17 protein-coding genes are annotated in these 22,297 nt (G+C 43.3%); 1 reads left to right on the top strand and 16 read right to left on the bottom strand.

The genetic code is table 11. The annotated features are described in order from the left end of the window. Nucleotides 1-5: 5 nt before the first annotated feature. From BSG1_RS10025 to BSG1_RS09990, 8 genes are all read right to left on the bottom strand, one after another. The gene (locus BSG1_RS10025) at nucleotides 6-416 is read right to left on the bottom strand and encodes a MerR family transcriptional regulator (RefSeq protein ID WP_044022710.1); all 411 of its coding nucleotides are present in this window, start codon (nucleotides 414-416) and stop codon (nucleotides 6-8) included. Between the two features lie 267 nt (nucleotides 417-683). Further along, the gene (locus BSG1_RS10020) at nucleotides 684-1,205 is read right to left on the bottom strand and encodes a DinB family protein (protein ID WP_006836904.1); all 522 of its coding nucleotides are present in this window, start codon (nucleotides 1,203-1,205) and stop codon (nucleotides 684-686) included. Nucleotides 1,206-1,302: 97 nt separating this feature from the next. Next, complete coding sequence (locus tag BSG1_RS10015) at nucleotides 1,303-1,929, bottom strand: HAD family hydrolase (protein ID WP_006836903.1); 627 nt, start codon at nucleotides 1,927-1,929, stop codon at nucleotides 1,303-1,305. Nucleotides 1,930-2,111: 182 nt separating this feature from the next. Further along, the gene (locus tag BSG1_RS21755) at nucleotides 2,112-2,696 is read right to left on the bottom strand and encodes a methyl-accepting chemotaxis protein (RefSeq protein ID WP_442852156.1); all 585 of its coding nucleotides are present in this window, start codon (nucleotides 2,694-2,696) and stop codon (nucleotides 2,112-2,114) included. Nucleotides 2,697-4,456: 1,760 nt separating this feature from the next. After that, the gene (locus BSG1_RS10005; protein WP_006836901.1) at nucleotides 4,457-4,753 is read right to left on the bottom strand and encodes a hypothetical protein; all 297 of its coding nucleotides are present in this window, start codon (nucleotides 4,751-4,753) and stop codon (nucleotides 4,457-4,459) included. 146 nt (nucleotides 4,754-4,899) lie between these two features. Then, nucleotides 4,900-5,934: a methylmalonyl Co-A mutase-associated GTPase MeaB gene (gene meaB / locus BSG1_RS10000; protein WP_006836900.1), complete on the bottom strand. Its 1,035-nt coding sequence runs from the start codon at nucleotides 5,932-5,934 to the stop codon at nucleotides 4,900-4,902. Next, on the bottom strand, nucleotides 5,935-8,091 hold the full coding sequence (scpA, locus tag BSG1_RS09995; protein ID WP_006836899.1) for a methylmalonyl-CoA mutase: 2,157 nt from the start codon (nucleotides 8,089-8,091) through the stop codon (nucleotides 5,935-5,937). It lies immediately after the preceding gene. Further along, nucleotides 8,081-9,841: a methylmalonyl-CoA mutase subunit beta gene (locus tag BSG1_RS09990; RefSeq protein ID WP_198008224.1), complete on the bottom strand. Its 1,761-nt coding sequence runs from the start codon at nucleotides 9,839-9,841 to the stop codon at nucleotides 8,081-8,083. The genes scpA and BSG1_RS09990 overlap by 11 nt, the downstream gene beginning before the upstream one ends. A gap of 315 nt (nucleotides 9,842-10,156) precedes the next feature. Here BSG1_RS09990 and BSG1_RS09985 point away from each other — a divergent pair, with 315 nt between their 5' ends. Continuing rightward, nucleotides 10,157-11,302 carry an IS4 family transposase gene (locus tag BSG1_RS09985; RefSeq protein ID WP_006835567.1) on the top strand — a complete coding sequence of 382 codons (1,146 nt, stop codon included), beginning with the start codon at nucleotides 10,157-10,159 and terminating at the stop codon, nucleotides 11,300-11,302. 85 nt (nucleotides 11,303-11,387) lie between these two features. Here BSG1_RS09985 and BSG1_RS09980 read toward each other — a convergent pair whose 3' ends face one another. The 8 genes from BSG1_RS09980 to BSG1_RS09945 form a co-directional block, all read right to left on the bottom strand. Then, nucleotides 11,388-12,725 (bottom strand): dihydrolipoamide acetyltransferase family protein, encoded by a 1,338-nt coding sequence (locus BSG1_RS09980; RefSeq protein ID WP_006836897.1) that lies wholly within the window; start codon nucleotides 12,723-12,725, stop codon nucleotides 11,388-11,390. Nucleotides 12,726-12,767: 42 nt separating this feature from the next. After that, nucleotides 12,768-13,751, bottom strand: coding sequence for an alpha-ketoacid dehydrogenase subunit beta (locus BSG1_RS09975; RefSeq protein ID WP_006836896.1), 984 nt, complete (start codon nucleotides 13,749-13,751; stop codon nucleotides 12,768-12,770). Between the two features lie 13 nt (nucleotides 13,752-13,764). Further along, nucleotides 13,765-14,763 carry a thiamine pyrophosphate-dependent dehydrogenase E1 component subunit alpha gene (locus tag BSG1_RS09970; protein ID WP_006836895.1) on the bottom strand — a complete coding sequence of 333 codons (999 nt, stop codon included), beginning with the start codon at nucleotides 14,761-14,763 and terminating at the stop codon, nucleotides 13,765-13,767. Between the two features lie 108 nt (nucleotides 14,764-14,871). After that, nucleotides 14,872-16,293 (bottom strand): dihydrolipoyl dehydrogenase, encoded by a 1,422-nt coding sequence (gene lpdA / locus BSG1_RS09965; RefSeq protein WP_006836894.1) that lies wholly within the window; start codon nucleotides 16,291-16,293, stop codon nucleotides 14,872-14,874. Between the two features lie 19 nt (nucleotides 16,294-16,312). After that, nucleotides 16,313-17,419, bottom strand: a complete 1,107-nt coding sequence (buk, locus tag BSG1_RS09960) for a butyrate kinase (protein ID WP_044022705.1) — start codon at nucleotides 17,417-17,419, stop codon at nucleotides 16,313-16,315. 551 nt (nucleotides 17,420-17,970) lie between these two features. Continuing rightward, nucleotides 17,971-19,065 carry a branched-chain amino acid dehydrogenase gene (gene bcd, locus BSG1_RS09955; protein WP_006836892.1) on the bottom strand — a complete coding sequence of 365 codons (1,095 nt, stop codon included), beginning with the start codon at nucleotides 19,063-19,065 and terminating at the stop codon, nucleotides 17,971-17,973. A gap of 29 nt (nucleotides 19,066-19,094) precedes the next feature. Continuing rightward, entirely contained in the window at nucleotides 19,095-20,000 is a 906-nt protein-coding gene (gene yqiS / locus BSG1_RS09950) for a phosphate butyryltransferase (protein WP_006836891.1), read from the bottom strand. Nucleotides 20,001-20,121: 121 nt separating this feature from the next. Beyond that, nucleotides 20,122-22,200, bottom strand: coding sequence for a sigma-54 interaction domain-containing protein (locus tag BSG1_RS09945; protein WP_044022704.1), 2,079 nt, complete (start codon nucleotides 22,198-22,200; stop codon nucleotides 20,122-20,124). Between the last annotated feature and the right edge of the window lie 97 nt (nucleotides 22,201-22,297).

The following is a 22,297-nucleotide window of genomic DNA, read 5'->3' as shown; positions in this document are numbered from 1 at the left end:
TTACATCAACCCGAAAACATGACGAGCGACTGTAACAGTGCTGCTGCTTGAGGGGAAACCCTGCTCAGCATTTTCTTCTTCTCTTCCTCATCAAGTGCATTTGCAACTTGGAGAATGTCCTTAATCTCCCCATTTAAATGGTTCATTTCATTCTTAATATGTTCAACCTGCTTTTCAAAAGCTTGATAATTTATCATATTGGATTTTTTCAGTGTCAATCTTTGTTTGATTTCCTCAAGGGTCATATGCATTTGCTGACATTGCTCAATCACTTTCAAGTTTTCAAGTGCACTGCTGTCATAGTAACGATAGTTGCTGCTCGACCTGGTACATTCAAGCAGGCCGATTCTTGTATAATAATCAATCGTGCGCTTAGAAACTTCACTGATATCAGCCAGTTCACCTATTTTATACAATTTCCCAAAAAAATCACCTCTGGATAAGTATACTCTCTTTCCCGCAAAGTGTACAGTTGCACGTGATGGTTTTGGGAAACCTTCCATTTTTTTCTTAAGGACAGGGAATCTCCCAAAGAGAAAAAGACAATTTTAGCTTTTATTCTCTCCGGGTTATTTTGGAAGCTATACATGGATAACCCAGACCATAGTTATTCCTAACAATTCAAAAGAGAGTTTCCAAGCTCGAAAACTCTCTTGATCAAAAGGTGAATGCCACATCTTTAGTTACTTTTTCAATATCCCCAAATATTCCACCCATGGACCTACATCTTCCCGGTATCTCTCCGCCATGATCCGGACAATCTGTGAAATATGGGTCAAATCATGAACTACCCAAGTGGAAAGCAGTTCCCTTACCTTCACCTGACCAAAGGCGGGATGGACACCTGTCAGATCAAGATGAGATTCAGGGTTTATCATCTGCTTGATTTTTAAAATATTTACTTCTCTTATCCTTCGATATTCCTGAAACCTTTGCTCTAAAGAACCTTTTGAATCTTGTTTCAAATGAGCAAACCGGTCGAATGGAGGAAAGGTCTCATTTTCACCAGAGACCATCATCTCTAGTCTTGGAAGCCAATTGGTTTTTTCCCCTTCGATGAGGTGATCAATAATCTGAATAACACTCCAGGTTCCCTCTCCTTCATCCGATAGTATCCAGTTTTCAGACAACCCTGATAGAAAATGTTCAAGAGTCTGCGGGGTCCGCTCCAGTATTTCCACTGCTTCATCCAGATTAAAATTCATTCATTTGCCTCCATTTCACTACCGCTAAGATTCAAGCAGTCTTTACGCTTTTTTTATATGTATCTTAACCCAGCAAAAAGTATTATTCTCGCAATTTTTAACCGAAAAGGGCTAGTAATTCTTTTAAGTCTTCAATCTTATAGTCATGATCCTCGACTTCCCCAAATCCGTATTCAGCATATACAAATGGAATTCCTGCATGCATTGCTGCCTTCCGGTCGCCTTCTGTATCTCCGACATACACAGGACTTATAAGATTATTTCTGTCCATGACTAACTTGATGTTCTCTCCTTTTGAAAGTCCTGTTCTTCCAGGGTTTTCATAATCTAAGAAAAAGCGGTCCAATTTGTGAAATCTATAAAAGGCCTCGATATATCCAGCTTGACAATTGCTGACAATATAAAGTTTATATTTCTGCGAAAGCAGGGATAAAACCTTCTCTAGGTTGTCATAAAGCTGGCCCCCGTTAACTCCGAGATATTCACTTTCAGCTTCACAGCATTTATCCAACAATTGTTTTTGCTCCTTTTCGTCCAGATCAGGAAACAATCTTTGACCAATTTCCTGAATTTGCAGCCCCATTGTCCCACTGAAATCTTTTCTGTTGAACTCCCTGATGTTTGCATAGTTATCTTGTAAGACCTTATTCCAGACTAACAGAACCGAATCTATAGGGTCCCATAACGTTCCATCCAAATCGAATATTATACTGTCCACGTTCATCCTCCTTTACGGGCTTCTCCCTCACCTCGAGAGTCACTTTCTCTATATTAACAAGCTTATCAAATGCTGGTGCTAATTGAAAAATTGGCTGCTTTCCGTAAGAAGACAGGTAACTGCAAAGAATAAAGAAATAGCGGATAAGATTTCTCCTACCCGCCCCTCTTTAAGCTATCGTGCCATTTCTAGCCGCGTATTAAATTTTCCGTTGCTTTATCCGTATTTTGGATAAAGTTCACTAGGTCTTCACTTTGACCCTTATGATTCTCAATTGAAGCTGCAATTTCTTGCAGGGAAGCGGTGGTTTCCTCAATGATGGATGCAAAATTTGTGACAGATGATTCAATATTGCTGGAAGACTCACCTATGCTCAATGTAATGCTATCCAATTGATGAGCCGCTTCATTCAATGTCTGAACTGTGCTGTCGATTTTCTCAAAGACAGTCATTGTCTCTTTTGTCATCTCGACACTCTCTGCCATTTTTTCGGCATTATCCCTCATGAGTTCCTGGGACTCTATCGTTTCTTCGTTCACATCAGTCAAGTTGTTGGATATTTGGTTGGCTGTCTTGGATGTAATCTCCGAAAGCTTTCTGATTTCCTCAGCCACTACTGCAAAGCCTTTGCCATGCTCACCCGCCCTGGCAGCCTCAATGGATGCGTTTAACGCCAGAAGATTCGTCTGTGAAGCAATGTCTTGAATTGAGCGTGCAAATCCATTGGTTTGCTGTATTCTGTCTCCAAGGCTGTCCATGGTTTGGGAAAGCATTTCTAAAGACTTTTGAAATTCCTGGTTTTTGTTCATTAATGAGTTCAGCGACTGCCAGCCAAGCTGGGACGCTTCATAGGTAGTGTCCGTCTCATTGTTAACCGTTTTGGCTGATTGAACTAGCTGCCCCATCATTTCATTTAACTTTTCTACTGAAGCAGTTATAGACGAAGCTGAATCATTTTGAGTTGCCATACCTGATGAGATTTCAGTTATGGCCGCTGACATTTCATTCATCGAGTATAACTGTTCTTCACTTTGCATCCGGATATTTTTCACATTATCGGTGATGATAACAGCATTTTTCTCTATTAATTCAGAATGAGTTTGCTGTTCTTCCAGCATATCTCTGGAACGCAGATGTTGATCCTGTAAATCGTTTCTCAACCAGGTAACCATTCGGTTCTGGAAGAATAAATTTACTGCTACGGCCCCATACACTAAGTAATAGGTCACGATAAAATTGACAGTTTGATAATATCGGTCTGGCGTTTCCATGAAGAAAGCAATACTTAACGCAGTCCCCAGCCCTATTGCAAGGAGCAAAGCTGACCTGTTGTTATAAATTGATATCACCGTAAGTAAAAAATAAGGCAGCATCATCATGATTAAATAAGGAGAGCTCAACATAATCACATAGAGTACCAACGAGATTCCGAAGGCTGCAATATAAGGGGTGATCATTAAGAGAGATTCCTTTCGGTTGAAGAAAAAGAGCAGTAAGACGAAACCGATTCCCCCGATTCCTACTGTTAATATGATGCTTAACGGCTGCTGTATTGCTACGGAAGCCACAACCGCCAAAATGACTGAAATGATAGAAACGTTACTGACGAGTTTATTCTTTCGACGCACGTCAGCCCTGAGCAGGTCTTCAACTTGATGCAAATGTTCTGACAATGTATTTCCTCCCAACTACAATCTATTAATTTTATTGTAGCCGTTTTGGTCAGTTTAGAGAATTACTATTTTGAGTTTTTTATATAAAATATTCCGATGACCTGCTGCAACGTACTAGTTGAAAGTTGGCTCCTTTAAGGAATCACATTAACAAATTTGCGAGAATCTTCTTTGGAAAGGCTGTTTTCGCATAGCTTGCTTTCAGAAGAATCCCAATTACCGGATTATCCCCTGTTAACTACCTTTTCAGACCAACATCGTTTCCGTCATCCGTTCTCATTGGTCTATTTACTGCCTTTTCAGACCAACATCCCTTCCCTCATCCGTTCTCATTGGATTGTTTACTCCCTTTTCAGACCAACATCCCTTTCATCATCCGTTCTCATTGGTTTATTTACTACCTTTTCAGACCAACATCCCTTCCATCATCCGTTCTCATCGGATCGTTTACTCCCTTTTCAGACCAACATCCCTTTCATCATCCATTCTCATTGGTTTATTTACTACCTTTTCAGACCAACATCCCTTCCATCACTCATTCTCATTGGTCTATTTACTGCCTTTTCAGACCAACATCCCTTCCATCATCTATTATCACTGGTCCATTTACTCCCTTCTCTGCCCTACATCCCTTACAAAATCCATTCTCACTGGTCTAGCTACAAGGTTTTTTCTCTCTTGCTTACCAGACGGTTTTCTGTGAAGAAGGCTATATTATATGTAATATTAAATAGCGACAAATTTTAACAAAAGAGCCTTTTAAAAGATAAATAGAAACAAGTCTATTTGTATTATCATCTGGGTCAACCTCAACAAAAAGGGCGACCCTCAGTATGTTGGAGGGTCACCCTTTTTGCAGGTTATTTTTTATGGGCCATATACAGCTGGACAGCTTTTGTCAGCATACTTTTCCAGTCACCAAATTCAGTAAACCTTTTCACAAATCCATTAAGCTTATCTTTATCCATGTCCTTGACGCCTTCGAGTGTTTCTACATGAAAATCCGCTTCTTCATTCAGCTTCCCTTTAAATTCATCCTGAGTGGTAAAGTTAGTATATTTACTGATGAATTCACTTGTCAGCAAATCATTCAGCGGGATGTTCTTCGATATATCGCCTAAGTCGTCAATCTTATTAAGAATATTTCCGAAGTTCATGTAAACATCTCCTTTTTAGTTTCTACTTTTTATTTAACCCGATGAGCAATTTTAAAACATTCAAGCCTAAAAGAAAACACCATAAAAAAAGGCAGTCAGCCGGGATACAAGTTTTACTGTATCCTTCGGCTAACTGCTGGGGATCCTTATTTGCTGAATAAATCCATTAATATGTCAACAGCTTGCGAAGCGGTCTTATTACCGGAAATCACCTCTGATTCGATCTCAGGAAAACGGCTTTTGATGTCAGGATGATGGAAGAAACTATTCAGGACCCGGTCGGAAATCATGGAATGAAGCCATTCTTTTGTTTGAGACTTTCTTCTTTCCTCAAATACTCCGCTCTCTTTTGCTTCCCGTTCAAATCTCATAACAGTATTCCAAATCTCCTGTATTCCGTTTCCTTGCAGGGCGGAACAGGTTAATGCCTGCGTTTCCCATCCTTTTGTTGCAGGCTGTAAAAAGTGAAGAATCCCATTGTATTCTCTCATGGTTTTCCTTGCAGCAGGCAGGTTGTCACCATCCGCTTTATTGACAACAATCAGATCGGCTAGTTCCATGATTCCCTTTTTCATTCCTTGAAGTTCATCGCCTGCCCCCGTGATGACAAGCAGCATGAAAAAGTCAACCATTCCTCTGACAATCACTTCACTTTGACCGACACCGACTGTCTCGACCAATATGATGTCGTACCCGGCTGCTTCACATAGGAGCATGGTTTCCCGGGTTTTCCGGTGGACTCCGCCCAGCACTCCTCCTGATGGGGAAGGCCGGACAAAAGCATTTTGGTTACGTGACAGATTTTCCATCCTTGTTTTGTCACCGAGGATACTTCCGCCGGTTACAGTAGAACTGGGATCCACCGCCAAAACGGCTACTTTATATCCGTCCCGGCAAAGAGATTCCCCAAAAGTTTCGATAAAAGTACTTTTGCCTGCCCCCGGAACACCGGTAATGCCGACCCTTATGCTGTTGCCGGTGTAAGGTGTCAGTTCTTTCAACAGCGCCTGGCCATGTTGAAAGTGTTCCTGAGAATTGCTTTCTATCAACGTGATTGCTTTTGCAAGATCACGTCTGTTACCGGACTTTACTCCTGTAATAAGTTCTTCAATTGGTTGAAGAACTTGTGACTTCTTCCTGAACTTTCGGGCAGGCTTTTCCTGTCTGAATGAATCTCCCATTTACTCAGTCACTTCCTCGTAACCAAGTCTGCGGTAGATTTCTTCGATCACTTTCTGGGCCGCAACAGGAATCACTGTTCCCGGACCAAATATGGCAGCCGCTCCATTTTCCAAAAGGAACGGGTAATCCTTTGGAGGAATGACTCCTCCAATGACTATGATGATATCCTCTCTCCCCAGTTTTTCAAGTTCTTTTACAAGGGCTGGAAGCAGCGTTTTGTGCCCGGCAGCAAGAGAGCTGACTCCGATTGCATGGACATCATTTTCAACCGCCTGCAAAGCTGTTTCTTCAGGAGTTTGGAATAAAGGTCCGATATCAACATCAAATCCAAGATCGGCAAAAGCCGTTGCAATCACTTTTGCCCCGCGGTCATGACCATCCTGACCCATTTTGGCAATCATAATCCTTGGACGGCGGCCTTCATTCTCACTGAATTCCTCCGCCATTATTTTCACTTTTGTGATTTCCTCTTCATTGGAGAAATTTGAACTATAGACTCCGCTGACAGACCGGATTACTGCTTTGTGGCGGCCAGAGGCACTTTCAACCGCGTCAGATATTTCTCCCAATGATGCGCGTGCACGGGCTGCCGACACTGCAAGTTGAAGAAGGTTGCCTTCCCCTGTCCGTGCTGCGGTGGCCAGTGCGTCAAGAGCATCCTTCACCTTATGGTCATCACGCTTGGCTCTTAACTGCGTCAATCTTTCAATCTGCTTTCGGCGGACCTCCGTGTTATCGATATCCAGTACATCAAGATCATCTTCTTTATCCAAGCGGTATTTGTTGACACCTATTATTACTTCTTTCCCTGAATCGATTTTTGCCTGCCTTTCTGCGGCAGCTTCTTCAATCCGCATCTTAGGAAGGCCTGTTTCTATCGCTTTTGTCATGCCGCCCAGCTCTTCAATTTCTTCAATATGATTCCAAGCCCTCGCCATCAGCTGTTCCGTCAGGCTCTCTACATAGTAGGAACCGGCCCATGGATCAATGACATCCGTTATACCTGTCTCTTCCTGAAGGTACAATTGCGTGTTCCTGGCAATCCTTGCGGAAAAATCCGTCGGCAGTGCAATTGCTTCATCAAGGGCATTGGTATGAAGTGACTGGGTGTGCCCCATTGCTGCTGCATGTGCTTCAACCAATGTTCTGATGACATTGTTATAAGGATCTTGTTCCGTTAGACTCCATCCTGAAGTTTGCGAGTGAGTCCGGAGTGCCATCGATTTAGGGTTTTGAGGTTCGAACGTCTTCATCATACTTGCCCAAATCCGTCTGGCCGCCCTCATCTTGGCCACTTCCATGAAATAGTTCATCCCTATTCCCCAGAAGAACGAAAGTCTAGGCGCAAACTTATCAATCGGGATTCCAGCCTTCAATCCTGTCCTTACATACTCAAGTCCGTCAGACAGCGTATAAGCCAGCTCGATATCCGCCGGTGCTCCCGCTTCCTGCATGTGATAACCGGATATACTGATGCTATTGAATTTTGGCATGTTCTTGGAGGTATACTCAAAGATATCCGCAATGATCTTCATCGACATTTCAGGCGGGTAAATGTAAGTATTCCGGACCATGTATTCTTTTAAAATATCATTTTGAATGGTGCCAGATAATTTTTCAGGAGAGACCCCCTGTTCTTCCGCTGTCACGATGTAGAATGCGAGTATCGGCAAAACCGCCCCGTTCATCGTCATGGAGACAGACATTTGATCGAGAGGGATCCCATCGAATAACACTTTCATATCCAAAATTGAATCGATCGCCACACCTGCTTTTCCGACGTCCCCGACAACCCGTGGATGATCGGAATCGTACCCTCTGTGTGTAGCCAGGTCAAATGCGACTGAGAGCCCTTTTTGACCCATGGCAAGGTTTCGTCGGTAAAAGGCATTGCTCTCTTCTGCTGTTGAGAAACCGGCATATTGACGGACGGTCCAAGGCCTGTTCACATACATCGTCGGGTAAGGTCCCCTCGTATATGGAGCTACACCCGGAAGGTCATCACCATGCTGAATGTTCTTTATATCCTCATCGCTATAGAAAGGTTTCACGGAAATCTTTTCGTTCGTTTGGAAAAACGATTGGGATTCATGTTGATTCCCTGAAGTGTCTTGTAATTTTAAATCTATATGTTGAAAATCCGGCTTACTTCCCATTAGGACCAGCCTCCCATCTGCTTAAAAGAGTATCCAGCTTCTGGACCATATCCTGCCCAAGATAAATGTTCCCGTTTAACCCAGCACTCCTCAACTCATTCATCGAATCAGCATTAAGTCTTCCTGCTAAATCGACAATCTGCTCATCATTATTGATAGAACTTAAAATTTCTTTTGCCATAGTTTCATAATCTTCATCACGGCCGCAAATCACATAGTAATCTGCCTCCGATTCCGTTACAAATTCCACAGCGGCTGAAACTGACAGACACTCCCTGCTTGGCAGCACGCTGATTCCTCCTGCCGCCAGGAATCCTGTTACAAAATCAGCTCTGGCTTTATGGCTTTTAATTTCCCCGAGCAAAATCAAGCCTGCCTGAGGTTTTTGTTTTAAATTGCCTGCCCTCTCACGAAGACGCTCAAAGTTTGTGGATAAACGGACTGAATTTAACCCCGGGAGTTGAACTTTCCCCTTTTTCTGAGCATCAACAGATGCCGGTTCCTGGAGATTCGCATATACGTTCGTTCCGATTAAGCTTTGCTTCCTGACAGCTGTATCCTGCTGTCTACTTTCAAAAATCCGCTGTATATCACTTTGAAGGGTCCCCTCATTTAAAGCCTTTAACAATCCGCCGTTTCTGTCAATCTCCTGGAACTTCCCCCATGCTTCTTCTGCCAAACTGTTCGTCAGCGATTCAATATAGTAAGAACCTCCAGCTGGGTCACCGACTTTGTTCAAATGCGATTCCTGGCTGAGGATCAACTGAGTATTACGGGCAATCCTCTCAGAGAAATCTGATGTATCCCCGTAAACCTGATCAAATGGAGACACGTGAATGTAGTCAGATCCGCCAAGCACAGCAGCGAATGTCTCATTGCCGGATCGAAGCATGTTTACATAAGGATCAAGTTTGGATTTGGTAAATTCAGAAGTTTCCGTGCTGATCATCGCTTTGGTATCACTTAATCCATATGCTTCAGCAAGGTTTTTCCAAAGAGTCCGGAACGCACGAAGCTTGCTGATTTCGGTGAAAAAGGTGCTTCCAATGGCAAAATTAAAAACAAGTTTCCCAGCCGCTTCTTCAGCTGTCCACCCATTCTCCTTCAGTAACTCGATTGTTGAAACACCTGCGGAAACTGCATAGGCCAATTCCTGAACCGCACTGGCGCCAGCTTCATTCAATAAAGAGATATCCACCATAACGGTTCTTACTCCAGGTGCAAGTTCTTTTAAATATGTAATGTTTTCTATCCAGGATTGGAAGATCTCTGATGATTGTTCATGCAGCAATGCAGGTAACGGATCCGCAGCGTAAGTCCCGCTTATCTCTTCAAAGCCTGCTTTTAGAACAGAAAACCCTGCTGAAGCTATTGATGTGAGCTGAAACAGTGGCTTCCCTTCAGTAACTGCCACTCTGAAAATCCTGTGTAAAATGTCTTTGTTTATGGTACCGTCAGGATCAGCAAACGAGACTGTTTCCTGACCTCTTGATAAGACGGTTTGGAGCCTCTCCGGCAGTTCTTCAGCATTCTTTACAGTCAGTCTTTGTGCAACTTTCCATCCCCTTTTGACAGCATCGCGATTAACTGCCCATTCCGTCTTTACATCCGATTTGGTGTATAGAGGCTTTAAGGTAATGCCCTCATATGTTTCCTTGTATAATTTCTCAATCGGCTTCCCCTTTAATGATTCCTCAGCTTTTGTCTTCCACTCTTCAAGACTCACTGATTCAAAAGATGCATTTTTCATTTTATTAACATCCATAAGTTCGCTTTCCGCTTCCCCCTCCCGATTGTTGTAATCGGTTTCATTAAAACCTGTAGACTATTCAAAATTTTTATACTAATGCTATTTCAGTATATAAAAAAATGCCGATGACTTCAATGAATGCAAGAAAAACTTTAAAGTCTTCACTTTATTACTTTAAAGCACTAAGAGGGACAGTCCCTCACGGGTGTTGATTAACCATAATATGTAAAACAAACGGTATCATTAGACAAAAAAAGCCACTCTCTTTTAGAATGATTGTTACCGCTAACAACACTAAAAAGGAGAGTGGCTTCATTGACTAACTTTAACAAATTATCAGAGGTACTTCAAACGTTCATTACTGACGAAGAGGTGGAAAACCTTTGTGAGAAGTGGGGTTATCGTGACACCGCAAGAAAATTTTCCACCCGAGATTTGGTACGCTTCTTTGTCATTTCTTCTGCGAAAGATTGGAAAAGCTTTCGAGATGCCGAAACCAAGATGCCACAGGAAGAAAGTTTGCCTTCCGTTGACCACTCGACCCTCGCTAAAAAAGCTCAAAACGTCCCTTATCAGATTCTTCAAGAATTGTTCTCTCGTTTAGTCAATCGCTTAGGACGTGGAATGCGCCGAGCACTGTTCAAGCCCTATAAACTATTCGCGGTCGACTCCACAACCATTACGTTTCAACATCCAGATATGAGCTGGGCGGGTTATACCCGTACTCGCCACGCTATTCGTCTCCATACAAAGTTCGATGTAGAGGAAGGGCAACCGACCCAAGTCATCCCTACAACTGGGCGGCACCACGATGTCATGATGGCACCCAAGTTGTATGAAGACACGGAACCTCTTTCCATTATCACCGCAGATAGAGGATATGCACGGACGCGAGACTTTGAGAACTTACAGGAAGACAATCAATTTTTTGTGATTAGAGTCGCTAGCTCTTTCTCTTTCTCGGAAGAGATCGAACACAGTGTCCCTCTTGATGAAGAGGGCAGTGTGAAGGAAGACCTGACAGCCTTTATCGGAAAACGCACCCGCAAAACAAAATATCGATTCAGGTTGGTTACCTTTACCGACAACGAAGGAAACAAAATAAAAGTAGCGACAAACTTAATGATGATGTCCCCTGAAGACATTGCTTATATCTATAAGCTTCGCTGGCAAATCGAGTTGTTTTTCCGTTGGGTAAAAGGCAATCTCGATCTTTCCAATCTGTTTGGAAATTCACCGAATTCTGTCTATAGCCAAGTTTATGGAACGCTTATTAGTTACTTCCTTCTACGCTGGATTTACAATGAAACACAGGAAGATTGGGCCATCTTACACTCTTTCACTTTCATAGAATTCACACGTCGTTACGTGGCATACACCTTACCTGTGGAGGTAAGGTGTGCCATTAAATCACTCTTTCAACGAAGGGGAAGTCTGTGCCAATCACTTGGAAAAATATAGCTAATCAACACCCGTGGACAGTCCCTCTTAGTGCTTTAAAGTGTTAAAAAACCGGCTTGCAGTTTGCAAACCGGTTTTTCTTCTATTAATAGATAGATGTATTTTCTTTTGAGATGTTCTCGATAATTTCCTTGACGCGCTGCAAGAAGCGGCCGCATACAAGTCCATCCAATACACGATGGTCAAGTGACATACACAGATTCACCATGTCTCTTACTGCAATCATGCCGTTGTCCATTACGACCGGGCGTTTTACGATTGATTCCACCTGAAGGATGGCAGCTTGAGGGTAGTTGATGATTCCCATTGACTGAACAGAACCGAATGAACCAGTGTTATTCACCGTGAACGTTCCACCCTGCATATCTTCGGATTTCAACTTACCACTGCGCACTTTGCCGGCAAGTTCTGTGATTTCACGCGCGATTCCTTTGATTGTCTTTTCGTCCGCATTTTTGATGACCGGGACGAATAGGGCATCATCAGTCGCAACCGCAATCGAGATATTGATGTCTTTCTTTTGGATGATTTTGTCGCCGGCCCACATGGAATTGATCATTGGAAATTCTTTAAGAGCTTGTGCTACTGCTTTTACAAAGAAAGCAAAGAAAGTCAGGTTGTAGCCTTCACGCTGTTTGAATTCACCTTTGATGGTATTACGGTAGCCGACAAGGTTCGTCGCATCCACTTCCATCATCGTCCATGCATGCGGTGCTTCATGCTTACTGCGAAGCATGTTGGCAGCGATCGCTTTTCTGATGCCTGTGACAGGGATTTCCACGTCACCCGGCATTACCGGTACATTTGGTGCAGGAGCAGCAGGTTTTGAAGGTGCTGCCGCTGCTGGTGCAGGAGCTTCTTGAACAGGTGCCTGCTTAGGCTCTTCTTTAGCTGGTGCTGCAGGTTTTGCATCCCCTGCTTTCGGTATGTTGCCGGAATCAATCAGCTTCTGCAAGTCTTTACGAGTGATTCTGCCATCTCTTCCTGTGCCTTCCACTTGGTCAAGATCAATATCATGCTCTTGAGATAATCTTAGAACGGCAGGAGAGAAGCGGACTTTTCCTTGTGCTTTATCAGCCTTTTTCACTGGCTTCTTCTCTTCTTGCTTGTCTTCTTTAGCAGCAGAGTCATCGCTGGCTGGAGTTTCTTGAGCCGGAGCCTCTTCATCAGCAGAACCTGCTCCTTCGACTTCAATCGAACAGATGAATTCTCCAACTTCCAGCGTGTCGCCTTCTTCAGCGATCAATTCTTTGATTGTTCCAGTAAAAGACGATGGAACTTCCGCATTTACTTTATCTGTGTTTACTTCCGCGATAGGATCGTACTTGTTGACCTGGTCTCCGGGACTAACAAGCCATTTAGTAATCGTTCCTTCTGTAACACTTTCCCCAAGCTGAGGCATTTTCATTTTTTCAATACCCAAAGAGGAACCCTCCTTACTGCATTTTGATTTTATACGTTCGTCTTAAAATTCTGCAAGTTCACGCATTGCTTTTTCAACTTTATCAGGATTCACCATGAAATATTTTTCCATTGTCGGTGAATATGGCATTGCCGGTACATCAGGACCTGCAAGGCGCATGATAGGTGCATCAAGATCAAACAGGCAGTTTTCGGAAATGATTGCTGCCACTTCACCCATGATGCTTCCTTCTTTGTTGTCTTCTGTAAGAAGAAGGACTTTACCCGTTTTCGATGCCGCTTCGATGATCGCTTCTTTATCTAATGGATAGATAGTTCTTAAATCAAGGATTTCCGCTTCAATTCCATCCTCAGCCAGTCTTTCAGCAGCTTGCTGTGCAAAGTGTACACATAGTCCGTAAGTAATGACGGTCAAGTCTTCTCCTTCACGTTTCACATCTGCTTTTCCGATTGGAAGTACATAATCATCATCCGGAACTTCACCTTTTATCAAACGGTATGCACGCTTGTGCTCAAAGAACATAACTGGATCTTCGTCACGGATAGCCGCTTTCAATAGTCCTTTAACATCATAAGGAGTAGAAGGCATGACGATTTTCAGTCCAGGCTGGTTAGCAAACACCGCCTCAACGGATTGAGAGTGGTACAGGGCACCATGGACACCGCCGCCGTAAGGTGCACGAATAACCATTGGACAGCTCCAATCGTTATTAGAACGGTAACGGATACGGGCAGCTTCAGAAATAATCTGGTTTACTGCCGGCATGATGAAGTCAGCAAACTGCATTTCAGCAATCGGGCGCATACCATACATCGCCGCCCCGATTCCCACTCCTGCGATAGCGGATTCTGCAAGCGGTGTATCGAGTACACGATCCTCACCGAATTGATCATAAAGACCTCTGGTAGCTCCGAAAACTCCACCTTTTTTACCGACGTCTTCACCAAGAACAAAAACTTTATCGTCTCTTTCCATTTCTTCACGGATAGCCATAGTTACTGCATCAATATAAGAAATTACTGCCATGAATTATTCCCCCTTACTTCTCTTCTGCGTAGACGTATTTAAGCGCACTTTCAGGCTCTGAATATGGTGCATTTTCTGCATAATCCGTCGCTTCATTGACAATTTTCATAACACGGTCATTGATTTCTTTTTCAAGCTCATCATTCATAACGCCTGTCTCTTTCAAGTATGCGCCGAAAGTAATGATTGGATCTTTTGTTTTTGCCTGAGCTACTTCATCAGGTGAACGGTAGCTGCGGTCATCGTCATCAGAGGAGTGAGGTGTCAATCGGTAAGAAATCGTTTCCACCAATGTCGGACCTTCACCTCTGCGGCCGCGATCAGCAGCTTCTTTGACTGCTTTATAGACTTCCAGCGGGTCGTTTCCATCCACTGTCACACCTGGCATGCCGTAACCGATGGCACGGTCAGATACATTTTCACAAGCTAATTGCTTTTCAATAGGAACAGATATGGCATATTTATTGTTTTCACACATGAAGATAACCGGAAGCTTATGTACTCCAGCAAAGTTAGCGCCTTCATGGAAATCCCCCTGGTTGGATGAACCTTCTCCGAACGTTACAAAAGTGACAAGGTCCTTCTTTTCCATTTTCCCTGCAAGTGCGATACCAACAGCATGAGGTACTTGTGTAGTAACTGGAGATGAACCTGTTACAATGTTGTTTTTCTTCTGCCCGAAGTGACCTGGCATTTGACGTCCGCCTGAGTTAGGGTCTTCCGCTTTTGCGAAACCTGAAAGCATTAAATCTTTTGCTGTCATTCCGAATGTCAGGACAACACCCATATCTCGATAGTACGGTAATACATAGTCTTTCTCTGTATCAAGAGCAAAGGCAGCCCCAATTTGTGCAGCTTCCTGGCCTTGACAGGAAATAACGAATGGAATCTTACCAGAACGGTTCAACAGCCACATACGTTCGTCGATCCGTCGTGCCATCAACATTGTTTCATACATTTCTAATACCTTCTCATTGGATAATCCAAGAGCTTCATGACGATTTTCAGCCATTTATTTTACCTCCCAAACATTTATAGGGGGAGAACCCTTTAGGTCCCCCTTTTCAAATATATGTGCATCACATTCTAAATGAATGCGGGATAAACCAAGCTTCACCACTTATGAATGGATTGCTTTTCCGTCCACGGCCAACGCAGCTTCACCGATTGCTTCACTTAATGAAGGATGAGGGTGAATGGTATGGGCAACTTCCCAAGGTGTCGCATCCAGGACACGGGCAAGTCCTGCTTCAGAAATCATATCCGTTACATGCGGCCCGATCATGTGAACTCCAAGGATGTCATTTGTGTCCTTATCAGCAATAATTTTCACAAAACCATCAGATTCTCCATATACAAGAGCTTTACCGATAGCACGGAAGGAGAATTTCCCGACTTTCAAGTTGTGGCCCTTGTCTTTTGCTTCATTCTCAGTCAATCCTACACTCGCTATTTCAGGATTGCTGTAGATGCATTTTGAAATGAGGCTGTAATCAATCGGTTCAGGGTTTTCATTTGCCATGTGTTCAACAGCTGAAATCCCTTCATGGGAAGCAACGTGTGCCAATTGAAGGCCGCCAATTACATCTCCGATTGCGTAAATGTGAGACTCTTTCGTCTGCATATGTTTATTTACTTTGATAAAACCTTTTTCAATTACAATATCTGTGTTCTCAAGGCCGATACCTTCAACATTTGCCTGACGTCCCACAGAAACAAGCAGCTGATCCGCTGTGAATTCTTTTTGAGTATCTTTAATTTCTGCTTTGATTTTCACACCGCCGTCTTTTTCAATCGTTTCAGGAAGCACTTTTGCACCAGTAACGATCTTTACACCTTTTTTCTTCATCAAGCGCTGCATTTCCTTAGAAATTTCATGGTCTTCAGTCGGTACGATTCTGTTGGCATACTCGATGACAGTCACTTCTACACCGAAATCTGAAAGCATAGAAGCCCACTCGATCCCGATTACACCTCCACCGACAATGATGATAGACTCAGGAAGTTTTTCAAGCTCCAATGCTTCATCAGAAGACAGAACAAATTCTCCATCAATGTCTAATCCTGGGAGCGTTCTTGGACGAGAACCAGTAGCAACAATGACGTTTTTCGGAATCAGCATTTCATTTTCTTCTCCATTATTCATTTCAACAGAGATAGTACCAGGCATCGGGGAGAAGATTGAAGGACCGAGGATTCTTCCTGTCCCTTCATACACATCGATTTTACCTTGCTTCATTAAATGCTGAACGCCTTTATGAAGGCCCTCAACGATCTTTTCTTTTCTTTCTTGAACACGGGTAAAGTCCAATTTCACATCATTGATCATGACACCGAAACTGTCGGCTTCTTTCGCAGTCGCAAACACTTCAGCACTGCGGAGAAGCGCTTTACTCGGGATACAGCCTTTATGAAGACATGTTCCGCCAAGCTTTCCTTTTTCAACAATAGCTGTTTTTAATCCCATTTGTGAGGCACGGATAGCCGCTACATAACCGCCGGTTCCGCCCCCAAGGATGACCAGATCATATTCTTGAGACAATGGTATTCCTCCTTTTGTATTAAACTGTAGCTTTCGTTTTCAAATTCCCAGGATAATCTTTCTGCTGTTCTTCGCCTTTTAGTACACGCAGTGCACCTTCTGCAAGAGCCTGCAGTTCATTTTCGCCCGGGTGAACGATGACATCAGCAATCCAATTCACTCTTTCGCTGATTTGTTTAACAAACGCTTTCCCGTACGCTAAACCGCCAGTCAACACAATGGCATCGACCTTCCCCTCAAGTACAGCACTTGCTGAGCCGATTTCTTTAGCGATTTGGTAAGCCATTGCTTCATATACCAGCTTGGCTTTCTCATCACCATTTTCAATCATCTTTTCCACTTTTACCGCATCGTTTGTTCCAAGGTAGCCGACAAGCCCGCCTTGTCCAACAAGCTTCTTCATAATCTCATCTCGATAATAATTACCTGAGAAGCACATGTCGACTAAATCACCAGCTGGAACTGTCCCTGCACGTTCAGGACTGAACGGACCGTCTCCATGCAAACCATTGTTTACATCGACAACTTTCCCATTCTTATGGACTCCAACTGTAATACCTCCGCCCATATGGGTAATGATAAGGTTCAGATCTTCATATTGCTTGTTCAGGTCTTTGGCAATCCTTCTGGCAACCGCTTTTTGGTTAAGCGCGTGAAAAATACTCTTCCTTTCGATCAGGGAAACACCTGATATCCGGGCAATCGGTGCAAGCTCATCCACTACCACCGGGTCCACAATAAAGGATGGGATATTTAAACCTGAAGCGATTTCATAAGCCAAAATCCCTCCCAGATTGGACGCGTGCTGGCCTGAATACCCTTCACGCAGATCTTTCAGCATTTCTTCGTTTACAGAATAAGTTCCGCCTTCAATCGGCTTCAGCAATCCGCCGCGGCCGCAAACTGCGCTCAGCTTGGAAATATTTATTCCCTCTTCATCAAGCGTCTCCAGAATCGTTTCTTTTCTGAATTGATATTGGTCAATGATACTGTCAAACTGATTGATTTTTTCAGCATCATGTCTTAATGTTTTTTCAAAAATGGATATTTCGTTATCAAATACACCAATCTTTGTAGATGTAGAACCAGGATTGATGACTAGAATTCGATGTTCTTTCGCTTCCAATGTTGTTACCTCCAATTTAGAAAAGCAGTGCGCCTTTCTTTAGTGGTCCCCTTTTTTTCTAGATCTCCGCACCCCTTGTCCTCTTGGCCTTTGTTTTTTGCTGGAAAAAAGGTTGGTTAATTTCCACTCCAGGAGGCACGGCTCCCCGGGGTCTCACCTGTCATCAAAAGTGGAAGCACCCCAGTCAGACCCAACAGGCAAATGTTCCTCATCGAAAAAAAGGGGATCTTTCCTTTTATTCGATGAGGTTATTTGATCCCGAGGGGCTGGGTTACGTTCCAGTAGGTACGTAACCTTGGTGCTGAAACTAGACGTCCCGCTACTCCCGCAAGAAACCGACCTCCTTCCGTTCCAATCAACTAGCGTGTGGAATATAGGGAAGGCCCTATCACAAAAGAATCCTTTCCTTCTAATGTGTCCACTGGAACGTATGACCCTTAGAGAAGAAACACACAACATATTTTCATTTTTAAGTGTTATTTAATAGCCTTGCTTACTTTAAATCAAGAAACGCTTCGCCTCTTCGAAGCCAAGCGTTTCAGATTAGCAGCTTAGCGGTAGCTCAGGATATGCCTTCCGTTTTGTAAGAATTGGCTGCGTGACTTGCGGTTTCTTTCAATTCTTTCTTCAGCCATGCGGTCTGCAGCAAGGTAAGTCGGAATATTGTCACGTTTTGCAATCTCAATTACACGTTCTACGTTGTTGTAGATCTGCTCTACTTTTTTCATGGCACGGTCTCGATTGTAGCCGTATAATTCATCCGCAACGTTGATAACTCCACCAGCATTGATGACATAGTCCGGAGCATATACGATACCCATTTCATGGATTGTGTCACCGTGTGTTGTATCCTTAAGCTGGTTGTTTGCCGCACCGGCGATAACTTTTGCTTTAATTTGAGGAATCGTCTCATCATTAATAACAGCACCTAGTGCACAAGGAGCATAGATATCGCAGTCTACGCTGTAAATATCATTGATATCGACTGCTTTTGCACCAAACTCTTCGACTGCACGCTGTACAGCCTCTTTGTTGATGTCTGTAACAATCAATTTAGCACCTTCTTCATGCAGGTGGCGGCAAAGTGTGAATGCAACGTTACCTACACCTTGAACAGCGATTGTTTTGCCTTCAAGAGAATCAGTACCGAATGCTTCTTTTGCAGCTGCCTTCATTCCGCGGTATACCCCGTAAGCTGTTACAGGAGAAGGATTTCCAGAAGAGCCGAAAGCAGGGGAAATACCTGTTACATAGTTTGTCTCCTCGTGAATCAAGTCCATATCAGCCACAGTAGTCCCCACATCTTCCGCTGTTATGTAACGGCCGTTCAGTCCTTGGATGAAACGTCCGAATGCACGGAACATCTCTTCATTTTTATCTTTGCGTGGATCTCCGATGATAACTGTTTTTCCGCCCCCCAGATTCAAACCGGCGGCTGCATTCTTGTACGTCATTCCCTTTGCGAGGCGAAGTGCGTCTTCGATGGCAGCTTCTTCTGAATCATACGTCCACATACGAGTACCGCCAAGTGCAGGTCCAAGTGTCGTATCATGGATACCGATGATCGCTTTCAAGCCTGAATTCTCATCCTGGCAGAATAATAATTGCTCATAATCATATTTTTCCATATAAGTGAAGATTTTCATTTTAGTTTCCTCCCTGAGTACATGTTTTTTTATTTAGTAGCTGAACAAATCGCTAAGGCAAGCGAATATAATTTACTTTCAGCACTGTCAGCTCTTGATGTAAGAACGACTGGTGCTTTAGCACCTGCAATGACTGCTCCTACTTTTGCCCCTGCAAAATAAATTAGGGATTTATATAATGAATTGCCTGTTTCAATATTAGGTACCAGCAGGATGTCAGCCTTACCTGCGGCCTCGCTCTGGATTCCTTTGTGCTCTGTGGCTTCGAGCGAAACAGCATTATCCAATGCAAGGGGGCCGTCAACTACACAGCCTTTGATTTGTCCCCTTCTGTTCATCTGGGTAAGGACAGCAGCATCTATAGTTGCCTGCATTGCAGGGTTTACCACTTCTACCGCAGCAAGTGGAGCCACTTTTGGATTCTCAATCCCTATCCCATGCGCCACTCCAACAGCATTGTTAATAATTTGAACCTTTTGCTCCAAATCCGGCGCTATGTTCATTCCGGCATCCGTCAACACCGTCAACCTTTCATAGCCAGGTATCTCAAAAACCGCTACATGAGAAAGAGCATTTCCGGTCCGCAGGCCAAACTCCTTATTCAGCACCGCTTTCAGGATAACAGCTGTTGCTACATTCCCCTTCATTAATGCGGATGCCTCGTTATTCCTGACTGCCTTGACAGCAGACTCTGAAGCTTCTTTTGCGCTTTCGGCATGCAAAATGGTGATTGCTTTATGATTTAAGAGCTGCGGAGAAACAGCTTCCATAATCTCTTTTATTTTTTGACTGTCCCCAAATAGCAGGAAATTCGCTATTCCATGTTCAACTGCCATAGAAACAGCTTCCATAACCTCTTTATCTTCAGCAGCAGCCACTGCCACTGTGGAATCTTTCAAGCGGGTTGCCTGTTCTATTAAATGATCTAGTTTCATAAGTTGTTTCAACCCCTTTCCTAAAACTTTCTATCACACTTTATACACATGCAAGAATCGTGCCAACCTTACAACACTGAAAACGCTTCATTTTAGTGTAAACAGGTATGCATTTTTTTTCCTAGTGTGCAGAATCTTGCGTGCTATCCGTTTCAATTTTATGTTTTTCAAGCTTATAGTATAAATTTCTCACAGAAATTTTGAGAGCTTTCGCGGTAGCTGTTTTATTGCCTTTATTATGCTCTAAAACATCCCTAATAATATTTTTTTCAAACTCCTCAAGCATAGCAGCCAAATCACGGCCGTCAGTTCCCGCTTTCACTTTCCCGCCATTGCTTTTTTCCTGTATCTTATCCATAAAGGGAAGGTGTTTCGGTTCAATCATTGTTTCATTATAATTCATAAAAATCATGGCTCTTCCAAGGATGTTTTCAAGCTCCCTGACATTCCCCGGCCAATGATAATCCAGCAGCCTGTCCATGGCAGATGGGTTGATCCCTTCTACATTCCGGCCGTAATCCTGGTTGATCTTTTGTATTAAGACTTCGCTTAATAACGGGATATCTGACCTTCTCGTTCGCAAAGGAGGGATTTGGATCGGCATCCTATTCAGCCTGTAGTATAGATCCTCACGAAATGACCCATTGGCAATCGCTTTTTCAAGATTAACATTTGTCGCTGCGATGACCCTGACATTTATGCTGATAGACTTCGTGCCTCCAACTTTGACAATTTCACTTTCTTGAAGAACACGTAAAAGTTTGGCTTGCGTATCCGCTTTCAATTCTCCGATTTCATCAAGAAAAATACTTCCGTTGTTCGCTTCCTCGAACAGCCCTTTCTTCCCTCCGCGCTTTGCACCGGAAAAAGCTCCTTCTTCATAGCCGAACAATTCACTTTCCAGAAGATTTTCTGAGATAGCTGCACAATTTACCCTGATGAACTTATTATATTTTCGATCACTTGCATTATGGATCGCGTGAGCAAATAACTCTTTACCCGTACCGGATTCACCCCTCAACAAAACCGTTGCAGGTGTTTTCGCCCCAAGTTTCGCCTGTTCGACAGCGAGTTTCATTTCATCAGAAACGCCAACAATATCATCAAAAGTGTACTTAGCCTCCAGCGTTCTGATAATACGCCTGGCCCTGTCCAATTCATTGGTCAGCGCCTGGATTTCGGATACATCATGGATTACACCGACGCTCCCCTTGAGCTTGCCGTTAACTATGATCGGAGCTACGTTAACAATGACTTCCTTTTTGTTTGGACCTACCCTCATCTTGCTTCCCCTGATGGCTCTGCGAGTTTGGAGGACCTTCAAATGGATACTTTCACCCTCAGATATGTCAGCAGTCGCCGGCTTTCCGATAATTTCTTCTTCAGTAAGGCCGGTTATCCTTGTATAGGCGGGATTGATCAAGATCCCTTTTCCTTCTTCATCCACTACAGATATTGCATCATCACTGGATTGGATGATCGCCTGAAGCATTGTTTGAATTTCTTTAAGGTCGGTTATCTCCTCAGCAAGATTCACGACTTCAGTTATATCTTTAAAAACCGAAAAGGCACCAATGACCTCCTGGTCTCCGGTTATCATCGGAATTCTATTGGTGATGATTTTCAAACCATTCTCCAGGAGCAGCTCCTGGTTTATTTCATTTCTCTGAGACTCCAGGACCCTTGGTAGCCCGCTCTTGGGAATGACCTCATAAATATGTTTGCCCAGCGCTTCATCTGCAGGGATTCCAATCATCTTTTCAGCACTGCGGTTGAACAGGATGATTGTTTCATTTTTATCAATTCCAACCATGCCATCATCTGTTGAGTTAAGAATGAGGTCACGTTTAAAATTTTCATTTTTCATTTCATCGATCAGGTGTTCTTTTTCCTTAAGAAGCTTTGCTACTAAAAAAGCTACACTCCCCGGAATCACAACTGTATTCTTTCCTCTTGAGTCTCTCAGTTCTTCAAATACTTCCTGATCTCCCGTTACTTCGATGATGATATCTATCTCTTCATCAAGAAAATTTCTCCAATTTTCCCCGTATGGAATTCCGTTTTCCTTTGCATAAAGAATTCCCGGGCTGTCCTCGTTCAGGTCGCAAACAGCTGCAACTTCCAATACTGAGGTTTCCCTCAAAATTTGAAGAATAGCTATTCCGCCTTTTCCACCGCCTACAATTAATACATTTTGCAATTTCTTTCCACCTCTTGGCATTGAGACTGCAATATCTTTCACACTCTTCCATTTTATCGTAAGTTCCTTTGGTTGACAAATTTCATCTGTGATATAA

It is taken from the genome of Bacillus sp. SG-1 (assembly GCF_000181495.1).
Taxonomy (GTDB): Bacteria; Bacillota; Bacilli; order Bacillales; family Bacillaceae_B; genus Rossellomorea.
Note: the sequence above shows the minus strand (reverse complement) of the source record. Positions and strands in the feature narration are given on the sequence as shown.